General features: G+C 73.7%; 10 protein-coding genes and 1 pseudogene. 7 read left to right on the forward strand and 4 right to left on the reverse strand.

The annotated features are described in order from the left end of the window. Window positions 1-2 precede the first annotated feature (2 nt). Entirely contained in the window at window positions 3-908 is a 906-nt protein-coding gene (locus tag GA0070612_RS14045; protein ID WP_088988297.1) for a Vgb family protein, read from the forward strand. 125 nt (window positions 909-1,033) lie between these two features. On the opposite strand, the pseudogene GA0070612_RS14050 reads toward GA0070612_RS14045, so the two are convergent. Further along, window positions 1,034-1,963 (reverse strand): annotated as a pseudogene (locus GA0070612_RS14050) (S66 peptidase family protein); the annotation flags it as partial. Between the two features lie 90 nt (window positions 1,964-2,053). Between GA0070612_RS14050 and GA0070612_RS14055 the strand changes: the two are divergent. The 5 genes from GA0070612_RS14055 to mptB (GA0070612_RS14075) are packed head-to-tail and all read left to right on the forward strand — an operon-like array spanning window position 2,054 to window position 10,539. Continuing rightward, window positions 2,054-2,821, forward strand: coding sequence for a type 1 glutamine amidotransferase (locus GA0070612_RS14055; RefSeq protein WP_088988298.1), 768 nt, complete (start codon window positions 2,054-2,056; stop codon window positions 2,819-2,821). Further along, window positions 2,821-5,841, forward strand: coding sequence for a bifunctional [glutamine synthetase] adenylyltransferase/[glutamine synthetase]-adenylyl-L-tyrosine phosphorylase (locus GA0070612_RS14060; RefSeq protein ID WP_088988299.1), 3,021 nt, complete (start codon window positions 2,821-2,823; stop codon window positions 5,839-5,841). The genes GA0070612_RS14055 and GA0070612_RS14060 overlap by 1 nt, the downstream gene beginning before the upstream one ends. Then, entirely contained in the window at window positions 5,834-7,450 is a 1,617-nt protein-coding gene (locus GA0070612_RS14065; RefSeq protein WP_231924558.1) for a hypothetical protein, read from the forward strand. Before GA0070612_RS14060 ends, GA0070612_RS14065 begins: the two co-directional genes overlap by 8 nt. A 48-nt stretch (window positions 7,451-7,498) precedes the next feature. Continuing rightward, window positions 7,499-8,899, forward strand: a complete 1,401-nt coding sequence (gene mptB, locus GA0070612_RS14070; RefSeq protein ID WP_197699374.1) for a polyprenol phosphomannose-dependent alpha 1,6 mannosyltransferase MptB — start codon at window positions 7,499-7,501, stop codon at window positions 8,897-8,899. A gap of 14 nt (window positions 8,900-8,913) precedes the next feature. Beyond that, complete coding sequence (mptB, locus tag GA0070612_RS14075) at window positions 8,914-10,539, forward strand: polyprenol phosphomannose-dependent alpha 1,6 mannosyltransferase MptB (protein ID WP_167393625.1); 1,626 nt, start codon at window positions 8,914-8,916, stop codon at window positions 10,537-10,539. Window positions 10,540-10,718: 179 nt separating this feature from the next. Here mptB (GA0070612_RS14075) and GA0070612_RS14080 read toward each other — a convergent pair whose 3' ends face one another. From GA0070612_RS14080 to glnA, 3 genes are all read right to left on the reverse strand, one after another. Then, window positions 10,719-11,702, reverse strand: coding sequence for a hypothetical protein (locus tag GA0070612_RS14080; RefSeq protein WP_088988301.1), 984 nt, complete (start codon window positions 11,700-11,702; stop codon window positions 10,719-10,721). After that, the gene (locus GA0070612_RS14085; RefSeq protein WP_088988302.1) at window positions 11,699-12,064 is read right to left on the reverse strand and encodes a PadR family transcriptional regulator; all 366 of its coding nucleotides are present in this window, start codon (window positions 12,062-12,064) and stop codon (window positions 11,699-11,701) included. The genes GA0070612_RS14080 and GA0070612_RS14085 overlap by 4 nt, the downstream gene beginning before the upstream one ends. 105 nt (window positions 12,065-12,169) lie before the next feature. Further along, window positions 12,170-13,594: a type I glutamate--ammonia ligase gene (gene glnA, locus GA0070612_RS14090; protein WP_088988303.1), complete on the reverse strand. Its 1,425-nt coding sequence runs from the start codon at window positions 13,592-13,594 to the stop codon at window positions 12,170-12,172. 262 nt (window positions 13,595-13,856) lie between these two features. Here glnA and GA0070612_RS14095 point away from each other — a divergent pair, with 262 nt between their 5' ends. Beyond that, on the forward strand, window positions 13,857-14,255 hold the full coding sequence (locus tag GA0070612_RS14095) for an RDD family protein (RefSeq protein ID WP_088988304.1): 399 nt from the start codon (window positions 13,857-13,859) through the stop codon (window positions 14,253-14,255). Window positions 14,256-14,444: the final 189 nt, after the last annotated feature.

A 14,444-nucleotide genomic window follows, 5' to 3' on the forward strand; every position in this document is an offset into this window, starting at 1 on the left:
ACATGACGATATCCACGATTCGGGAGATACCGCTCGTCGAGCCGGGCGCCGGCCCGTACGGCATCACGGCCGGCCTCGACGGCGCGCTGTGGCTGACGCTGGTCCACGCCGGCGCGATCGCCCGCCTCGGGGTGGACGGCTCGGTCCGTACCTATCCGCTGGAGCCGGCCGGCGGTCGTCCCTTGATCATCGCGGCCGGGCCGGACGACGCGCTCTGGTTCACCCGCTCCGGCGACGACCGGATCGGTCGCCTCAGCGTCGACGGTGAGCAGCGCACCATCACCCTGCCCGCCGGCACCGGGCCCGGTGGCATCGCCGCCGGAGCCGATGGCGCGCTCTGGTACGCCGGGATGACCTCCGACACGATCGGCCGGGTGCACACCGACGGCACCCTCACGGTGTTTCCCTTGCCGGTGACCGGCGGGTTCGCCTCGATGATCACCGCGGGCGCGGACCAGGCGCTCTGGTTCACCCTCAACCAGGCGAACGCGATCGGCCGCATCGACCTCGACGGTCGTACCACGCTGCACCCGCTGCCCACCGCGAACGCCGGCCCGGTCGGCATCACCCTCGGCGCCGACGGTGCCGTCTGGTTCGTGGAGATCGCCGCCGGTCAGCTCGGCCGGATCGCGCCGGACGGTGAGATCGTCGAGTTCCCGCTACCGGACCGTGCGGCCCGTCCGCACGCCATCGTGGCCGACCCGGCGGGCGGCGCGTGGTTCACGGAGTGGGGCGCCAACCGGATCGGTCACCTCGACGGCACCGGCCGGATCGAGGGCTACGACCTGCTGACCCCCGATGCCGAACCACACGGCATCGCCCGCACCGCCGACGGCGTCTGGGCCGCCCTGGAAACCGGCGCGGTAGCCCACCTGCCCTGCCCCGCCCCGCCCACCCCGCCTAGGTGATCAAGAGGTTTGCGTCAGATTCCGGGCCGGACATGACGCAAACCTCTTGATCACCGGCGGGGGCGGTGGTGGCGGGGGCGGTGGGGGTGGCGATCACCGGTGGGGGCGGTGGGGGGCTGGGGGGAGACGGCGGGGGCGGCGGTCAGGGTGTTGGTGTCCGTGTCCACTGTCGCTCTGGTGCCCACCGGGACCGTCAGTTGGCCGGGGCCGTGGCCGATGGGGAGGCCGCCGAGGACCGGTACGCCCAGGTCGCCGAGGCGTTCGGTGAGCACGTCGACGATCGTGGTGTCCCAGCCGTCGCCGCAGTCGGTGAACTGCCCGACCGCCACCCCGGCCAGCCCGTCCAGCGCGCCGGCCCGGCGCAGGTGGGTCAGCATCCGGTCGACCTTGTACGGGGGTTCCTGCACGTCCTCGATCAACAGCACCGCGCCGGTGAGGTCGGGCAGGTCCGGTGTGCCGATCGACGCGGCGATCATGCACAGGTTGCCGCCGAGCAGGGTGCCGGTGGCCTGACCCGGGACGCGGACGTCGAAGGTCTCCTCGGTGGGCACCGCGCTGATCGTCACCGGCTCGGTCGTCATCAGCGCCGCGTGCAGGGACTCGGCGGAGCGCAGCGGGGTCCGCTCGTCGCGCCAGGCCGCCCCCGGGCCGTGCACCCCGGCCAGCCGGGCGCCCCGCCACAACGCGAACTGCAACGCGGTGATGTCCGAGAAGCCGGCCACCACCTTCGGGTCGCGGCGGACGGCGGCCATGTCGATGGCGTCCACGATGCGCTGGACGCCGTACCCGCCCCGGGTGCAGATGACCCCTCGGATCTCCGGATCGGCGAAGGCGGCGTTCAGGTCGGCGGCGCGCAGATCGTCGGTGCCGGCGAGGAAGCCGTGGCGGGCGTACGCGTTCGGGGCCGGCACCGGGCGCAGACCCCATCCGACGAGCAGTTCCATGCCCCGGGCCACCCGCTCCGGCGAAGTCGGCCCGGACGGCGACACCAACAGCACCGCGTCCCCCGGCACCAGCACGGGTGGGTGGACGGCGGCGGTGTCCTCGCTGATCACAACCGCAGAGCCTAACCACCCCCACCAGCACGGGCACGCGCCTCTGTGGCGGGGCGTGGCACGACGCGGCGTACCCGCTAGCCTCGACGGGTGGCAACCGCGCTGGTGATCGAGAACGACCCGACGGACGACGCCCGCCTGCTGGGCGAGTGGCTGACCGAGGCTGGGCTGGAGCTGTGGGTGGTCCGCCCGCACGCCGGCGACGAGCTCCCCGCCGACCTGGAGGGGTACGCGGCGCTGGTGGTGCTCGGCGGTGAACAACAGGCGTACCCGCTGCCCGACGGCTCGCCCGGCGCGCCCTGGTTCCCCGCGGTGGAGGGCCTGCTGCGCAAGGCGGTCCGGCACCGGGTGCCGACCCTGGCCGTCTGCCTGGGCGCGCAACTGCTCGCCACCGCGCACGCCGGGCTGGTCGAACGCAGCCCCTCCGGGCCCGAGATCGGCCCCGGCGTGGTCGGCCGGCGCGACGCCGCCGAGGGCGACCCGCTGTTCCGGTACGTGCCGCTGATCCCGGACGTGCTCCAGTGGCACGTCGACGAGATCACCGAGCTGCCCCGGGGCGCGACCCTGCTGGCCGCGTCGACCCGCTACCCGAACCAGGCGTTCCGGCTCGGTGACCGGGCCTGGGGTCTGCAGTTCCACATCGAGTGCGACACCGCGATGATCGCCGACTGGTCGACCGACTCGGCCCTCCTCGCCGAGCTGGGTTACGACCCGGAGCTGGTGGTGGCGGCCTGCGCCTCGGTGCTGCCCGACGTCGAGGAGGTCTGGCAGCCGTTCGCCGCCCGGTTCGCCGCGCTGGCCCTCGGCGAGCTGGACGACAGCGTGACGCGGCGCGGCCTGCCGCTGCTCGGGCACTGATGAGCCGGCCGACCAGGGCCCCGGGGCGGCTCGCCCGGTACGGGTTCGGCACCGCGGAGGGCGACGGCGGCGCGCGCGCCGCGGACCTCCTCGGCCCGGACGGGCTGCGGCTGTGGCGGCCGGAGGAGCAGGAGCCGACCGACGAGCCGGCCGGGGAGTTGCTCGCCGCGCTGTCCCGGGCCGCCGACCCGGACCTGGCGCTGCGTCAACTGCACCGCATCGTCGAGGCCGAACGCCGTGCGACCGAGGGCAGCGCCGAATCGCCGCTGATCGCGGAGCTGCACGCCGATCCCGGGCTGCGACGGCGGCTCATCGCCGTGCTGGGCGCGTCGTCGGCGCTCGGCGACCACCTGGTGGCGAACCCCGAGCACTGTCTGACGTTGCGTACCGCACCGGACGGTCTCGCCCCGATCGCCGAGGGCCGGCTGGAACCGACCGACGGTGGCAACCCGACGGCGGCGCTGCGCTCCGCGTACCGGCTGGCGTTGCTGCGGATCGCGGCGGCGGACCTCACCGGTGGGCGCGGCCTGGAGCAGACCATGGCCGCGCTCTCCGCGCTCGCCGACGCGACGCTGGCCGCCGCGTACGAGATCGCGGTCACCGAGCTGGCGGACGGCACCGAGCGGCCCCGGCTCGCGGTGGTGGCGATGGGCAAGTGCGGTGGTGGCGAGCTGAACTACGTCTCCGACGTGGACGTCATCTTCGTCGCCGCCGAGGACGCCGACCTGCCCGCCGCGACACTGGTGGCGACCCGGCTGATCTCCATCTGCGGGATGGTCGCGTGGCCGGTGGACGCCGCGCTGCGTCCCGAGGGCAACCGGGGCCCGCTGGTGCGAACCCTCGCCAGCCACCTCGCGTACTACCGGCGGTGGGCGCGCACCTGGGAGTTCCAGGCGCTGCTCAAGGCCCGCCCGGCCGCCGGTGACCTGCCGCTGGCCCAGGAGTGGATCGACCAGCTCGCGCCGCTGGTGTGGCGGGCCGCCGAACGCCCCGAGGCGGTCGAGGACGTGCGCTCCATGCGTCGCCGGATCATCGACAACATCCCGCCGAAGGAGCTGGAGCGGGAGATCAAGCGCGGCCCCGGCGGGCTGCGCGACATCGAGTTCGCCGTCCAACTGCTGCAACTCGTGCACGGTCGCGGTGACGAGACGCTGCGGGAACCGGGCACCATCCCGGCCCTGCGCGCGCTCGTCGCCGGCGGCTACGTCGGTCGCGCCGACGGCGAGGCGCTGCTGCGCGGCTACCGCTTCCTGCGCAGCGTCGAGCACCGGCTGCAACTCCAGGGCCTACGCCGGACGCACACGGTGCCCACCGAGCCGGGCGCGCTGCGCTGGCTCGCCGCCGCGCTGGGTTTCACGGCCGCGCCGGGGCGCAGCGCCGTGGAGAGCTTCCGGGCCGAGTGGGTCACCCACGCCACCGAGGTACGCCGACTGCACGCCAAACTGCTCTACCGGCCGCTGTTGGAGTCGGTGGCCCGGGTGCCGGCGGACGGACTGCGACTCACCCCGGAGGCGGCCCGGCACCGACTGGAGATCCTCGGCTTCGCCGACCCGGCCGGGGCGCTGCGGCACCTCCAGGCGCTCACCGGCGGGGTGAGTCGCACGGCGGCCATCCAGCGGACCCTGCTGCCGGTGCTGCTGAGCGAGTTCGCCGACGCGCCGGAGCCGGACCGGGGGCTGCTCAACTACCGCAAGGTCTCCGACAAGCTCGGCAGCACACCCTGGTACCTGCGGCTGCTGCGCGACGGTGGCCCGGTCGCCCGTCGGCTGGCCCGGGTCCTCTCGCTGTCCCGGTACGTGGCCGACCTGCTCGCCCGCGACCCGGAGGCGCTGCGGCTGCTGGCCGAGGAGAACGAGCTGGCCCCGCGCTCCCGGGAGGTGCTGCGGGAGGGGTTCCTCGCGGCGGCGGCCCGGCACACCGACCCGGTCGAGGCGACCAGCGCGGTGCGCGCGCTGCGGCGTCGGGAACTGGTCCGGGTGGCCTGCGCCGACGTGCTCTGCCGCGCGGGTTCGCTCGCACCCAGCCCCACCCGTCCGGACGGCACGAGCCGGCCGGCTCCCGGCCTGTCCGACATCACCCAGGTCGGCACGGCGCTCGCCGACGTCACCGACGCCACGCTGGCCGCCGCGCTGCGCGCCGCCCAGGCCAGCCAACCCGCGCCGGAAGGGTTGCGGTTCGCCGTGATCGGCATGGGACGGCTCGGCGGGTACGAGTCGAACTACCTCTCCGACGCCGACGTGCTCTTCGTCTACGACCCGCCCGCCGGGGTCGGCGACAGCGCGGCCAGCGCCGCCGCTCACGCGATCGCCGAGGAGCTGCGTCGGCTGCTCGGCGTGCCCGCGCCCGACCCGCCGCTGGGTGTCGACGCCGACCTGCGCCCGGAGGGCCGGCAGGGCCCGCTGGTGCGCAGCCTCGCCGCGTACGCGGCGTACTACGCCCGCTGGTCGCGGGTGTGGGAGTCGCAGGCGCTGCTGCGCGCCCGGTTCGTCTGCGGCGACGCGGGTCTGGGCGCCGAGTTCGAGGCGATGATCGACCCGGTGCGGTACCCGGCCGAGGGGTTGACCCGTGAACAGGTCGTCGAGATCCGGCGGATCAAGGCCCGGGTGGAGAACGAGCGGCTGCCCCGGGGTGCCGACCCGGCCACCAACACCAAACTGGGTCGCGGCGCGCTGGCCGACGTGGAGTGGGCGGTGCAACTCGTCCAGCTCCGGCACGCCGGTGCGAACCCGGCGCTGCGCGGCACGCGTACCCTCGACGCTCTCGCGGCCGCCGAGCGGGCCGGCCTGATCGACCCGGCGGACGCCGCCGAGATGGCCGCCGGGTGGTCCCTGGCCGCGCAGGTCCGCAACGCGTTGATGCTGGTCCGGGGTCGGGCCGGCGACCAGTTGCCCCGGCACGGGGTGGAGTTGGCCGGCGTGGTCCGGCTGCTCGGCCGCGACGACCCGGGGGAGTTCCTCGACGAGTACCTGCGCGTCGGTCGCCGCTCCCGGGCCGCTACCGAACGGGTCCTCAATGCCTGACGCGTCGCCACGCCCGTTCGGGCGGCGCACCGGCTGGATGACCGCGACCGGGGTCGCGGTGGTGCTCGCCGTCGCGTTCCTGCTCGCGCCCCGGATGGGCACCGACCTCGCGGCGCAGGTGGCCCGGGCCGAGTTCGCCGACCGGTACGGCGCGACGCCGATCGACCTCGGCTGGTACGGCGGTGTCAACCAGTACGGCTACAGCCTGTTCACGGCCCGGTTGGGCGCGCTGATCGGAATGCGTCCACTGGGGGCGGTCGCCGCCGTGCTCGGCGCGTTCGCGTTGGCGTGGCTGTTCGCCCGGAACCGGGCCCGACGCCCGCTGCTGGCCGGCGTCCTCGGTGCCGTGGTCCTGGTCGGCAACCTGGCGAGCGGACGGATCACCTTCGCCGTCGGCCTGACGTTCGGGCTGCTCGCGCTCTGCGCCGTCAGCACGGAAGGCCCAGCACGTACCGCCCGGTTGGCGCTCGCCGCGATCGGCGCCGCCCTGGCGACGGCGGCGAGCCCGGTCGCCGGCCTGTTCACCGGGCTGGCCGGGGCGGCGTTGCTGCTGGCCGCCCTCCACCGTGGGGACGGGCCGGGTCGTGCGCTACCGGGTGAGTGGCGGGCGGAGGGTCCGCTGGCGGAGGGTTTCGTCCTGGCCCTGGCCCCGATTGTCACCCTCGCGCCGATCGCGCTCCTCTTCGGCAACGGGGGCACCCAGCCGTACTCGGCCGAGTCGATGCGGATCAACGTCGCCCTCGCCGTGCTGGTGGCGGTGCTGGTGCCGCGCCGCCGCCGGGTGCTGCGGGTCGGCGCGGCGCTCACCGTCCTGCTCCTGGTCGCCGCCTACTACGTGCCCAGCCCGATCGGCTCCAACGCGCTGCGCCTGCCGCTGCTGTTCGCGCTGCCCGTGCTGGCCGGGTACGCCCCGCTGCCCGGCCCGTGGCTGGCCGGGCTGCTCGCCGCGACGGTGTGGTGGCAGTCGCCGGTCATGACGAGCGACGTCACCCGCGCCGGCGCCCCGGAGAGCGCCCCGGCGTTCCACCGCCCGCTCGTCGAGGAACTGCAACGGCGGCAACCCGTCGGACGGGTCGAGGTGGTGCCGCTGCGCGACCACTGGGAATCCGCGTACCTGCCACCGACAGTGCCCCTGGCCCGGGGCTGGGAACGCCAGGTCGACAGCGATCGCAACGCGCTGTTCTACGACGGCACCCTGGACACGCAGACCTACGGGAAGTGGCTCCGCGACGAGGCGGTGACCTACGTGGCCGTCGCCCCGGACGCACCCGCCGACCGGTGGGGCCGGGACGAGGCCGCGATGATCCGGGCCGGCCTGCCGTACCTGCGGGAGGTCTGGAGCGACAGGACCTGGCGGCTGTACGCGGTGACCGACCCGACGCCGCTGGTCGGCGCACCGGGCCGGCTCGTCGGCTCCGACCGGGGCTCGGTGCGGCTGACCGCCGCGCCCGGCGACGTGCCGGTTCGGGTGCGCTGGTCCCGGTGGCTGTCGCTCGACGGCCCGGATGGCTGTCTGCGCCCGGGCGCGGACGGGTGGACCGAGGTGCGGGTCCGCGCGGCCGGCGACTACACGATCACCAGCGACCTCGCCCCGGCCAGGCACTGCTGACGGTGCCTGCCGTCACCCACCGACCGGGGTGCTGGCAGCATGTCGGGCGTGCCTTCCCACCTCGCGCGCTGGACCGGCCTGGTCGGCTCGACGCTGCTCGCGCTGTCCGCGTTCCTCGGGGGAGCGTTCCCCGGCGGCCCGCTGCGCAGCACCCCGGTCAGCATCTGGCAGGGCCCCCACGGGCCACTGGTTCTGGCGGCCTGGGTGGTCGGCACCGGCCTGCTCGCGTACGCCTGGTGGGCGCTGCGCGACGGGGTGCCGTCGACCCGGTGGGCGCTGGTCACCGTAGGGCTGTGGCTGCTGCCGCTGCTCGTCGCGCCACCGTTCGGCAGCCGCGACGTGTACGCGTACGCGTGCCAGGGCGCCAGCTTCGCCGGCGGCATCAGCCCGTACGAGCACGGTGTCTCCGCGCTGCCCTGCCCCTGGCTGGACACGGTCTCCGTCATCTGGCGGGACACCCCGGCACCGTACGGGCCGCTGTTCGTCCTCATCGCGGGCGCGGTGGTCGAGGTCACCGGGTCGCTGAACGCCAGCATCGTGCTGTTCCGGGCGCTGTCCCTGGTCGGCGTGGCGTTGACCGCGTGGGCGCTGCCGGTGCTGGCCCGCCGGGCCGGGGTGCCGGCCCGACGGGCGGTGTGGCTGGCGCTGGGCTGCCCACTGGTCGCCGCGCACCTGATCGGCGGTCCCCACAACGACGTGCTGATGCTCGCCGCGCTGGTCGGAGGGCTGGCCGTGGTGGCGTCCCACCCCGGCCGGCGCGGCATGCTGCTCGTCAGCGGGCTGCTTCTCGGCGTCGCCGTGGCGATCAAGGTCACCGCCGTGGTGGTGGTCCCGTTCGCCGCCCTGGCGGCCACCGCCGGGCCGTACCGCATCCGGACGCTGATCCGCGACGGCGGTTGGGTGGTCGGCGGGGCCGTCGCCAGCGTCGTCGGAGTGACGGTCGTCGGCGGGCTCGACTTCGGTTGGATCGGCGGGCTGTCCCAGGGCGGCGCCGCCATCGCCTGGACCTCCCCGCCCACCGCCGTCGCGCAGACCATCGGCTACCTCGCCGTGCCGTTCGGCGGTCACGTCGACGCGTTGCCGGTGACGCGCGGGATCGCCGTGGTGGTGCTGGCCGTCCTCCTCGTCGGGCTCTGGTGGCGGGCCCGTACCCGTGACCCGCTGTTCTACGCCGGGCTCGCGCTCGCCGTCACCGTCGCGCTCGCACCGGTGGTGCACCCCTGGTACTGGACGTGGCCGTTGTTCGTGCTGGCCGCCACCGCCCGGCGTACCCGATGGTTCGTCGTGGTCGCCCTGGTCGCGTCGTTCCTGATCCTGCCGGACGGCACCGGGCTTCCCCGGTACACCAAGACGGTCGGGGCGCCGCTGATGACGCTGTTGGTGATCGTGGTGGTCGTCCGGTTGGTACGGTCGGCTCGGGCGGCCCGTCACCCGGTCGCCGCCGACTGAGGGAAGGTGCGCCGGTGACCGCTCCCGGCCCGCCCGGTTCGTCCGGCCCGGCTGGTGCGGGGGCGGCGTCGGGTGCGCGGTACGTCGGCCTGGCCGGCGCTGCCCTGCTCGCCGTGGCCGGACACCTCGGCGGGGCGCTGCGCGACGCCCCGCTCGGCGTGACACCGGCGTCGATCTGGCGAGCCCCGGACGGCCCGGCGACGCTGACCTGCTGGCTGGTCGGCACCGCGCTGCTGGTCGGCGCGTGGTGGTCGTTGCGCCACGGCGCCCCGTCGACCCGGTGGGTGTACGTCACCGCCGGGCTGTGGGCGCTGCCCCTGCTGGTCACGCCCCCGATGGGCAGCCGGGACGTCTACTCGTACGCGTGCCAGGGCTGGACGTACGCGCACGGCGTCGACCCGTACTCCGTGGGGGTGGCGGCGGCGGGCTGTCCGTGGCTGGACACCGTCGCGCCGATCTGGCGGGACACCCCGGCACCGTACGGGCCGGTGTTCGTCCTGCTCGCCGCGCTCGCGGTCAGCCTCGGTGGCGGGTTGACCGGCACGATCGTGGCGCTGCGGGTCATCGCCGTGGCGGGCCTGCTGCTGGCCGCGCTCTGCCTGCCCGGCCTGGCCCGCGCCGCCGGGGTGCCGACCCGGCGGGCCGCCTGGCTGGCGCTGGCCGGCCCGCTGGTCGGCGTACACCTGGTGGCCGGGGCGCACAACGACGCCGTGATGCTGGGCCTGCTGCTCTGCGGGCTGCTGGTGGCGATCCGGCGACCGGGTTGGCCGCCCGCGCTGCTGCTGGCCGGAGCGCTGCTCGGGCTGGCGGTCACGGTGAAGGCCACTGCCGTGGTGGTGGTGCCGTTCGCGGTGCTGGCCGGGGTGCGGCGTCCGTACACGGTGCGGGCACTGGTGCGCGACGGCGGCTGGCTGGCCGGCGGGCTCGTCGGCGCGGTGCTGGTCACCTCCCTGGTGTCCGGTCTCGGGTTCGGCTGGGTGGGCGGGCTGACGCACAGCGGCGACTCCGAGCAGTGGACGTCGCCACCCACCGCCGTCGGGTTCGTGGTGGGCTACGCCGGCGCGTTGGTCGGCCGGGACCCGCAGGCGGTGCCGGTGGTCCGGGCGGTGGCCCTGCTGCTGCTCGCGGGGGTGCTGGTGGTGCTCTGGTGGCGGACCTGGCGGGCCCTGCGCGGCGTCAACGACGCCCGACGGGTGGCGCGGCTCGGGGTGGCGCGGCTCGGGGTGGCGCGGCTCGGGGTGGCGCGGCTCGGGGTGGCGCGGCTCGGGGTGGCGCGGCTCGGGATGGCGCGGCTCGGGGTGGCGCGTTCCCGGGTGGTGCTGCACGGTGCCGCGCTGGCGCTGGTCGCCACCGTCGTCCTGTCACCGGTCTTCCACCCCTGGTATGCGACCTGGCCGTTGGCATTGCTCGCACTCACCGCCGCGCGGACGACCTGGTTCGTGCTGCCGGTGGCGGTGGCGACCTTCCTGGCGCTGCCCGACGGCACGAACCTGGCCCGTTTCACCAAGGCCCCCGGCGCCGTGGCGATGACCGTCCTGCTCCTGACCCTGGTTCTGATCCTGCTGCGATCGCCCACCGGTCGTGTCCAGCCGGTCGATCATGAGGTTGCCGGTGACAATCCGGACAGGTTGTCCAGCTAGCCCCATGATCGTCGCCTTTGGACGGTCAGGATCGCGCTCGACCGTTGGTGTGGTGGCGTGCCCCTCGTCCTGGTTGATCAAGAGGTTTGCGTCAGATTTCGGCGCTCTGGTGACGCAAACCTCTTGATCAACGCGCGGGGGCGGATGGGGCGGGGACTGGGTTGGGTGGGGTGGGGTGGTTAGGCTCGCGCGCCGCAGGTGGGGCACTGTCGTCCGGAGGGTTGGGGGGTGGAGGTCTGTCGGGAGCGGAACAGCACGGTCAGGAGCAGCGCGGCCGGACCGGCTACCGCGACGACGACGGCGGTCACCGCCAGTTCCGCGAAGGTGATGGGGCCGTACGCCGGGCCGAAGCTGTCGGCCAGGCCGGGCACCGCGAGGAAGCCGGCGGGGGTGAGCAGTGTGACGAGCGCCCAGCCGCCGCGGGTGTCCCCGCCCAGGCCCAGACCCAGAGCCAGCAGCGCCCCGACGACCACCAACACTCCGGCGACGGTGGGCAGGAAGACGTCCATGGGGGTGCCGTAGTAGAAGAAACCCGGGTCCAGGCCCACCAGGAACTCCGTCGCCACCACCGCCGACAGTGCGGACAGCGCCGGCGCGAGACGGATCGCCCGGGTGGACCTATCGGGCAGGGCGAGCCCCAGCACACCCAGGACCACCTGCGGCAGCAGCACCATCAGCGGCGGTCGGGGTGCGTCGAACGCCGCGGCCACCGGTGGCAGCGCAATGGTGAGCAGGAGCGCGAGGGTGACGCCCCACCGGGCGACCCGGCTCGGCGCGACAGCGATCACCACCGCCGCCAGCAGCCATGCCGCCCACGTGACGACACCGAGCGAGACGAACGGGCCGACGTGGGGGACGCGCCACTCCGCGGGCGGGGGATGCAGCTCTGCCGTACCCCAGACGCCGGCGAGAGCGCTCGCGGTGACCAGGGCCAGCAGCGCCGCGAGGCGTACCCCCGGAATCAGGCCGGTGACGCCCGCGGCCCGCAGCCGCTGGCGGAGGCCGCCGCGCACCAGGTCCGCGGCGTCCGCCGGCGTCGGCCACCGTTGGTCAGGGGTGGCCAGGTCGAGGTAGGTGCCGACGATCTCGGCGCCGCGGGCCCGCCGGTAGTCGGTGGGGTACGCGCGCAGCAGCCGGAGGTAGCGGCGTTCCAGGTCGTTCATGCCAAGCCTCCGGCCGTGCGCGGGATGGTCGGGAGGGTGGCCCGAGAGCGCTTGGACAACCGGCGGGTGGCGGCTTCGACGTTGCGGCGCAGCCGCTCGGTCTCGCTGCTCAGCGTGGTCTCGCCGCTGGAGGAGAGGCGGTAGTAGCGGCGCAGTCGGCCGTCCACCACCTCTTCCCGGTCGACCTCGACGAGGCCGGCGTCGACGAGTCGGTCGAGCGCCCCGTAGAGCGTCCCGGGGCGGAGCGACACGCGGTTGTCGGAGAGGGTGGCGACCTCACCGATCAGCCCGTAGCCGTGCATCGGCTGGGCGGCCAGCGCGGTGAGGATCAGGAAGGTCGGTTCGCGTAGCGGCGTGTCCACAGGGAGCAATGTATCGGACGCGAAGGTATGCCGGGGGGTGGCGCACAGCGAGCCGGGCCGGCTCCGTGATCGCGGAGCCGGCCCGGCCGGTGGTGCGGTGACTGCTCAGCAGTCGTAGTACATGGCGAATTCGTGCGGGGTCGGGCGCAGGCGCACCGGGTCGACCTCGTTGGCGCGCTTCCAGTCGACCCAGGTGGAGATCAGGTCGGGGGTGAAGACGCCGCCGTCGAGCAGGTAGTCGTGGTCGGCCTCCAGCGAGTCGAGCACTGCCGACAGCGAGCCCGGCACCTGCTTGACGTCGCCCCACTCCTCCGGCGGGAGGTCGTAGAGGTCCTTGTCGATCGGCGTCGGCGGCTCGATCTTGCTCTTGATGCCGTCCAGGCCGGCCATCATCATGGCGGAGAAGGCCAGGTAGACGTTGGCCGACGGGTCCGGCACGCGGAACTCGACGCGCTTGGCCTTCGGGTTGCTGCCGGTCACCGGGATGCGGGTGCAGGCGGACCGGTTGCGCTGCGAGTAGACCAGGTTGACCGGCGCCTCGAAGCCCGGCACCAGGCGGCGGTACGAGTTGACCGTCGGGTTGGTGAACGCCAGCAGCGACGGCGCGTGGTGCAGCAAACCGCCGATGTACCAGCGGGCCATGTCGGACAGGCCGGCGTAGCCGGTCTCGTCGTAGAACAGCGGCTCACCGTTGAGCCAGAGGCTCTGGTGGGTGTGCATGCCGGAACCGTTGTCACCGAAGAGCGGCTTGGGCATGAACGTCGCGGTCTTGCCGTTGGCCCACGCCTCGTTCTTCACGATGTACTTGAAGAGCTGAAGCTGGTCGGCGGCGTGCAGCAGCGTGGAGAACTTGTAGTTGATCTCGGACTGGCCGGCGGTGCCCACCTCGTGGTGCGAACGCTCCACGGTGAACCCGGAGTCGACCAGCCGGCGCACGATCGAGTCGCGCAGGTCGGCGTAGTGGTCGACCGGCGGCACCGGGAAGTAACCACCCTTGTACGCGGTCTTGTAACCGCGGTTGCCGCCCGCCTCTTCACGGCCGGTGTTCCAGGCGCCCTCGATCGAGTCGATGTAGTAGAACGACTGGTGCGCCGAGGTCTCGTGGCGGATCGAGTCGAAGATGTAGAACTCCGCCTCGGCGCCGAAGTACGCGGTGTCGGCGATGCCGCTGGCCGCGAGGTAAGCCTCGGCCTTCTTCGCCACGTTACGCGGGTCGCGGGTGTACGCCTCGCGGGTGAACGGGTCGTGGATGAAGAAGTTGAGCGCGAGAGTCTTCTGCGCGCGGAACGGGTCGATGAACGCGGTGGCGACGTCCGGGAGCAGGAGCATGTCCGACTCGTGGATCGCCTGGAAACCGCGGATCGACGAACCGTCGAACGCGAGGCCGTCAGTGAAGAGGTCGTCGTTGACGGACTCGACCGGCAGGTTGAAGTGCTGCATCACGCCGGGCAGGTCACAGAAACGAACGTCGACGAACTTCACGTCCTCGTTCTTGAGGTATCGCAGCAGTTCCTCGGGGTTGGCGAACACACATCCTCCTGGCACGTCCACGGGGTGGCTAGGCTTCCGGCGACGCTATGGCCGGGGGGTTGCCCGGCCGTGTCTCCGTTGTTTCTGCCGTGTTACGTCCCTCGCGGAGCGTCAGCGACGCTCCCGTCGACGCCTCGGCCCGCTGCGAGCGCCGTACCGACTGTGCCAGTCTAATGACATCTGATGGGTTTGGCCTGAATCGGCACACAGTGGCGGCGGCACCCGGCAAGGCCTCGTCCCGGCGCGGATACCCTTGACCGCTGTGACCAATCCGCACACCCCGGCAGCGCCCGCCACCGACCCCACCTTCACCCCGCCGACCCTCGGGCGACGGTTCGGGGCGCTGATCATCGACTGGGTGCTCTGTCTGCTGGTGTCCAACTTCTTCGCCGACCCGGTCCGCGACGGCTGGGCGCCGGTGCTGGTCCTGGTCCTGGTGTACGGCTTCTTCCTCGGCCTGTTCGCCCAGACCCCCGGCATGTACATCACGAAGGTCCGCTGCGTGAACTGGCACGACGGCGGACGCATCGGGATCATCCGAGGGCTGATCCGGGGCCTGCTGCTGGCCCTCGTCGTCCCCGCACTGATCATGGACGAGCACCGCCGAGGGCTGCACGACAAGCTCGCCGACTCGGTCATCGTGGACGCACCCCGAGGCTGATCAGACGCTCTGCGCCTCCGAAGGCGGCCCGCCTTAGCGATCCCAAGATCGTGCTCGATCATTGATGTAGTGGCATCCACAAGCCCTGACACCACTACATCCAGGTTCGAGCACGATCTTCGCGCCGCGCCGCGCCGCGCCGCGCCGCGCCGCGCCGCGCCGCGCCGCGCCGCGCCGCGCCGCGCCGCG

The organism is Micromonospora chokoriensis, from assembly GCF_900091505.1.
In the GTDB taxonomy this organism is placed as follows: Bacteria; Actinomycetota; Actinomycetes; order Mycobacteriales; family Micromonosporaceae; genus Micromonospora; species Micromonospora chokoriensis.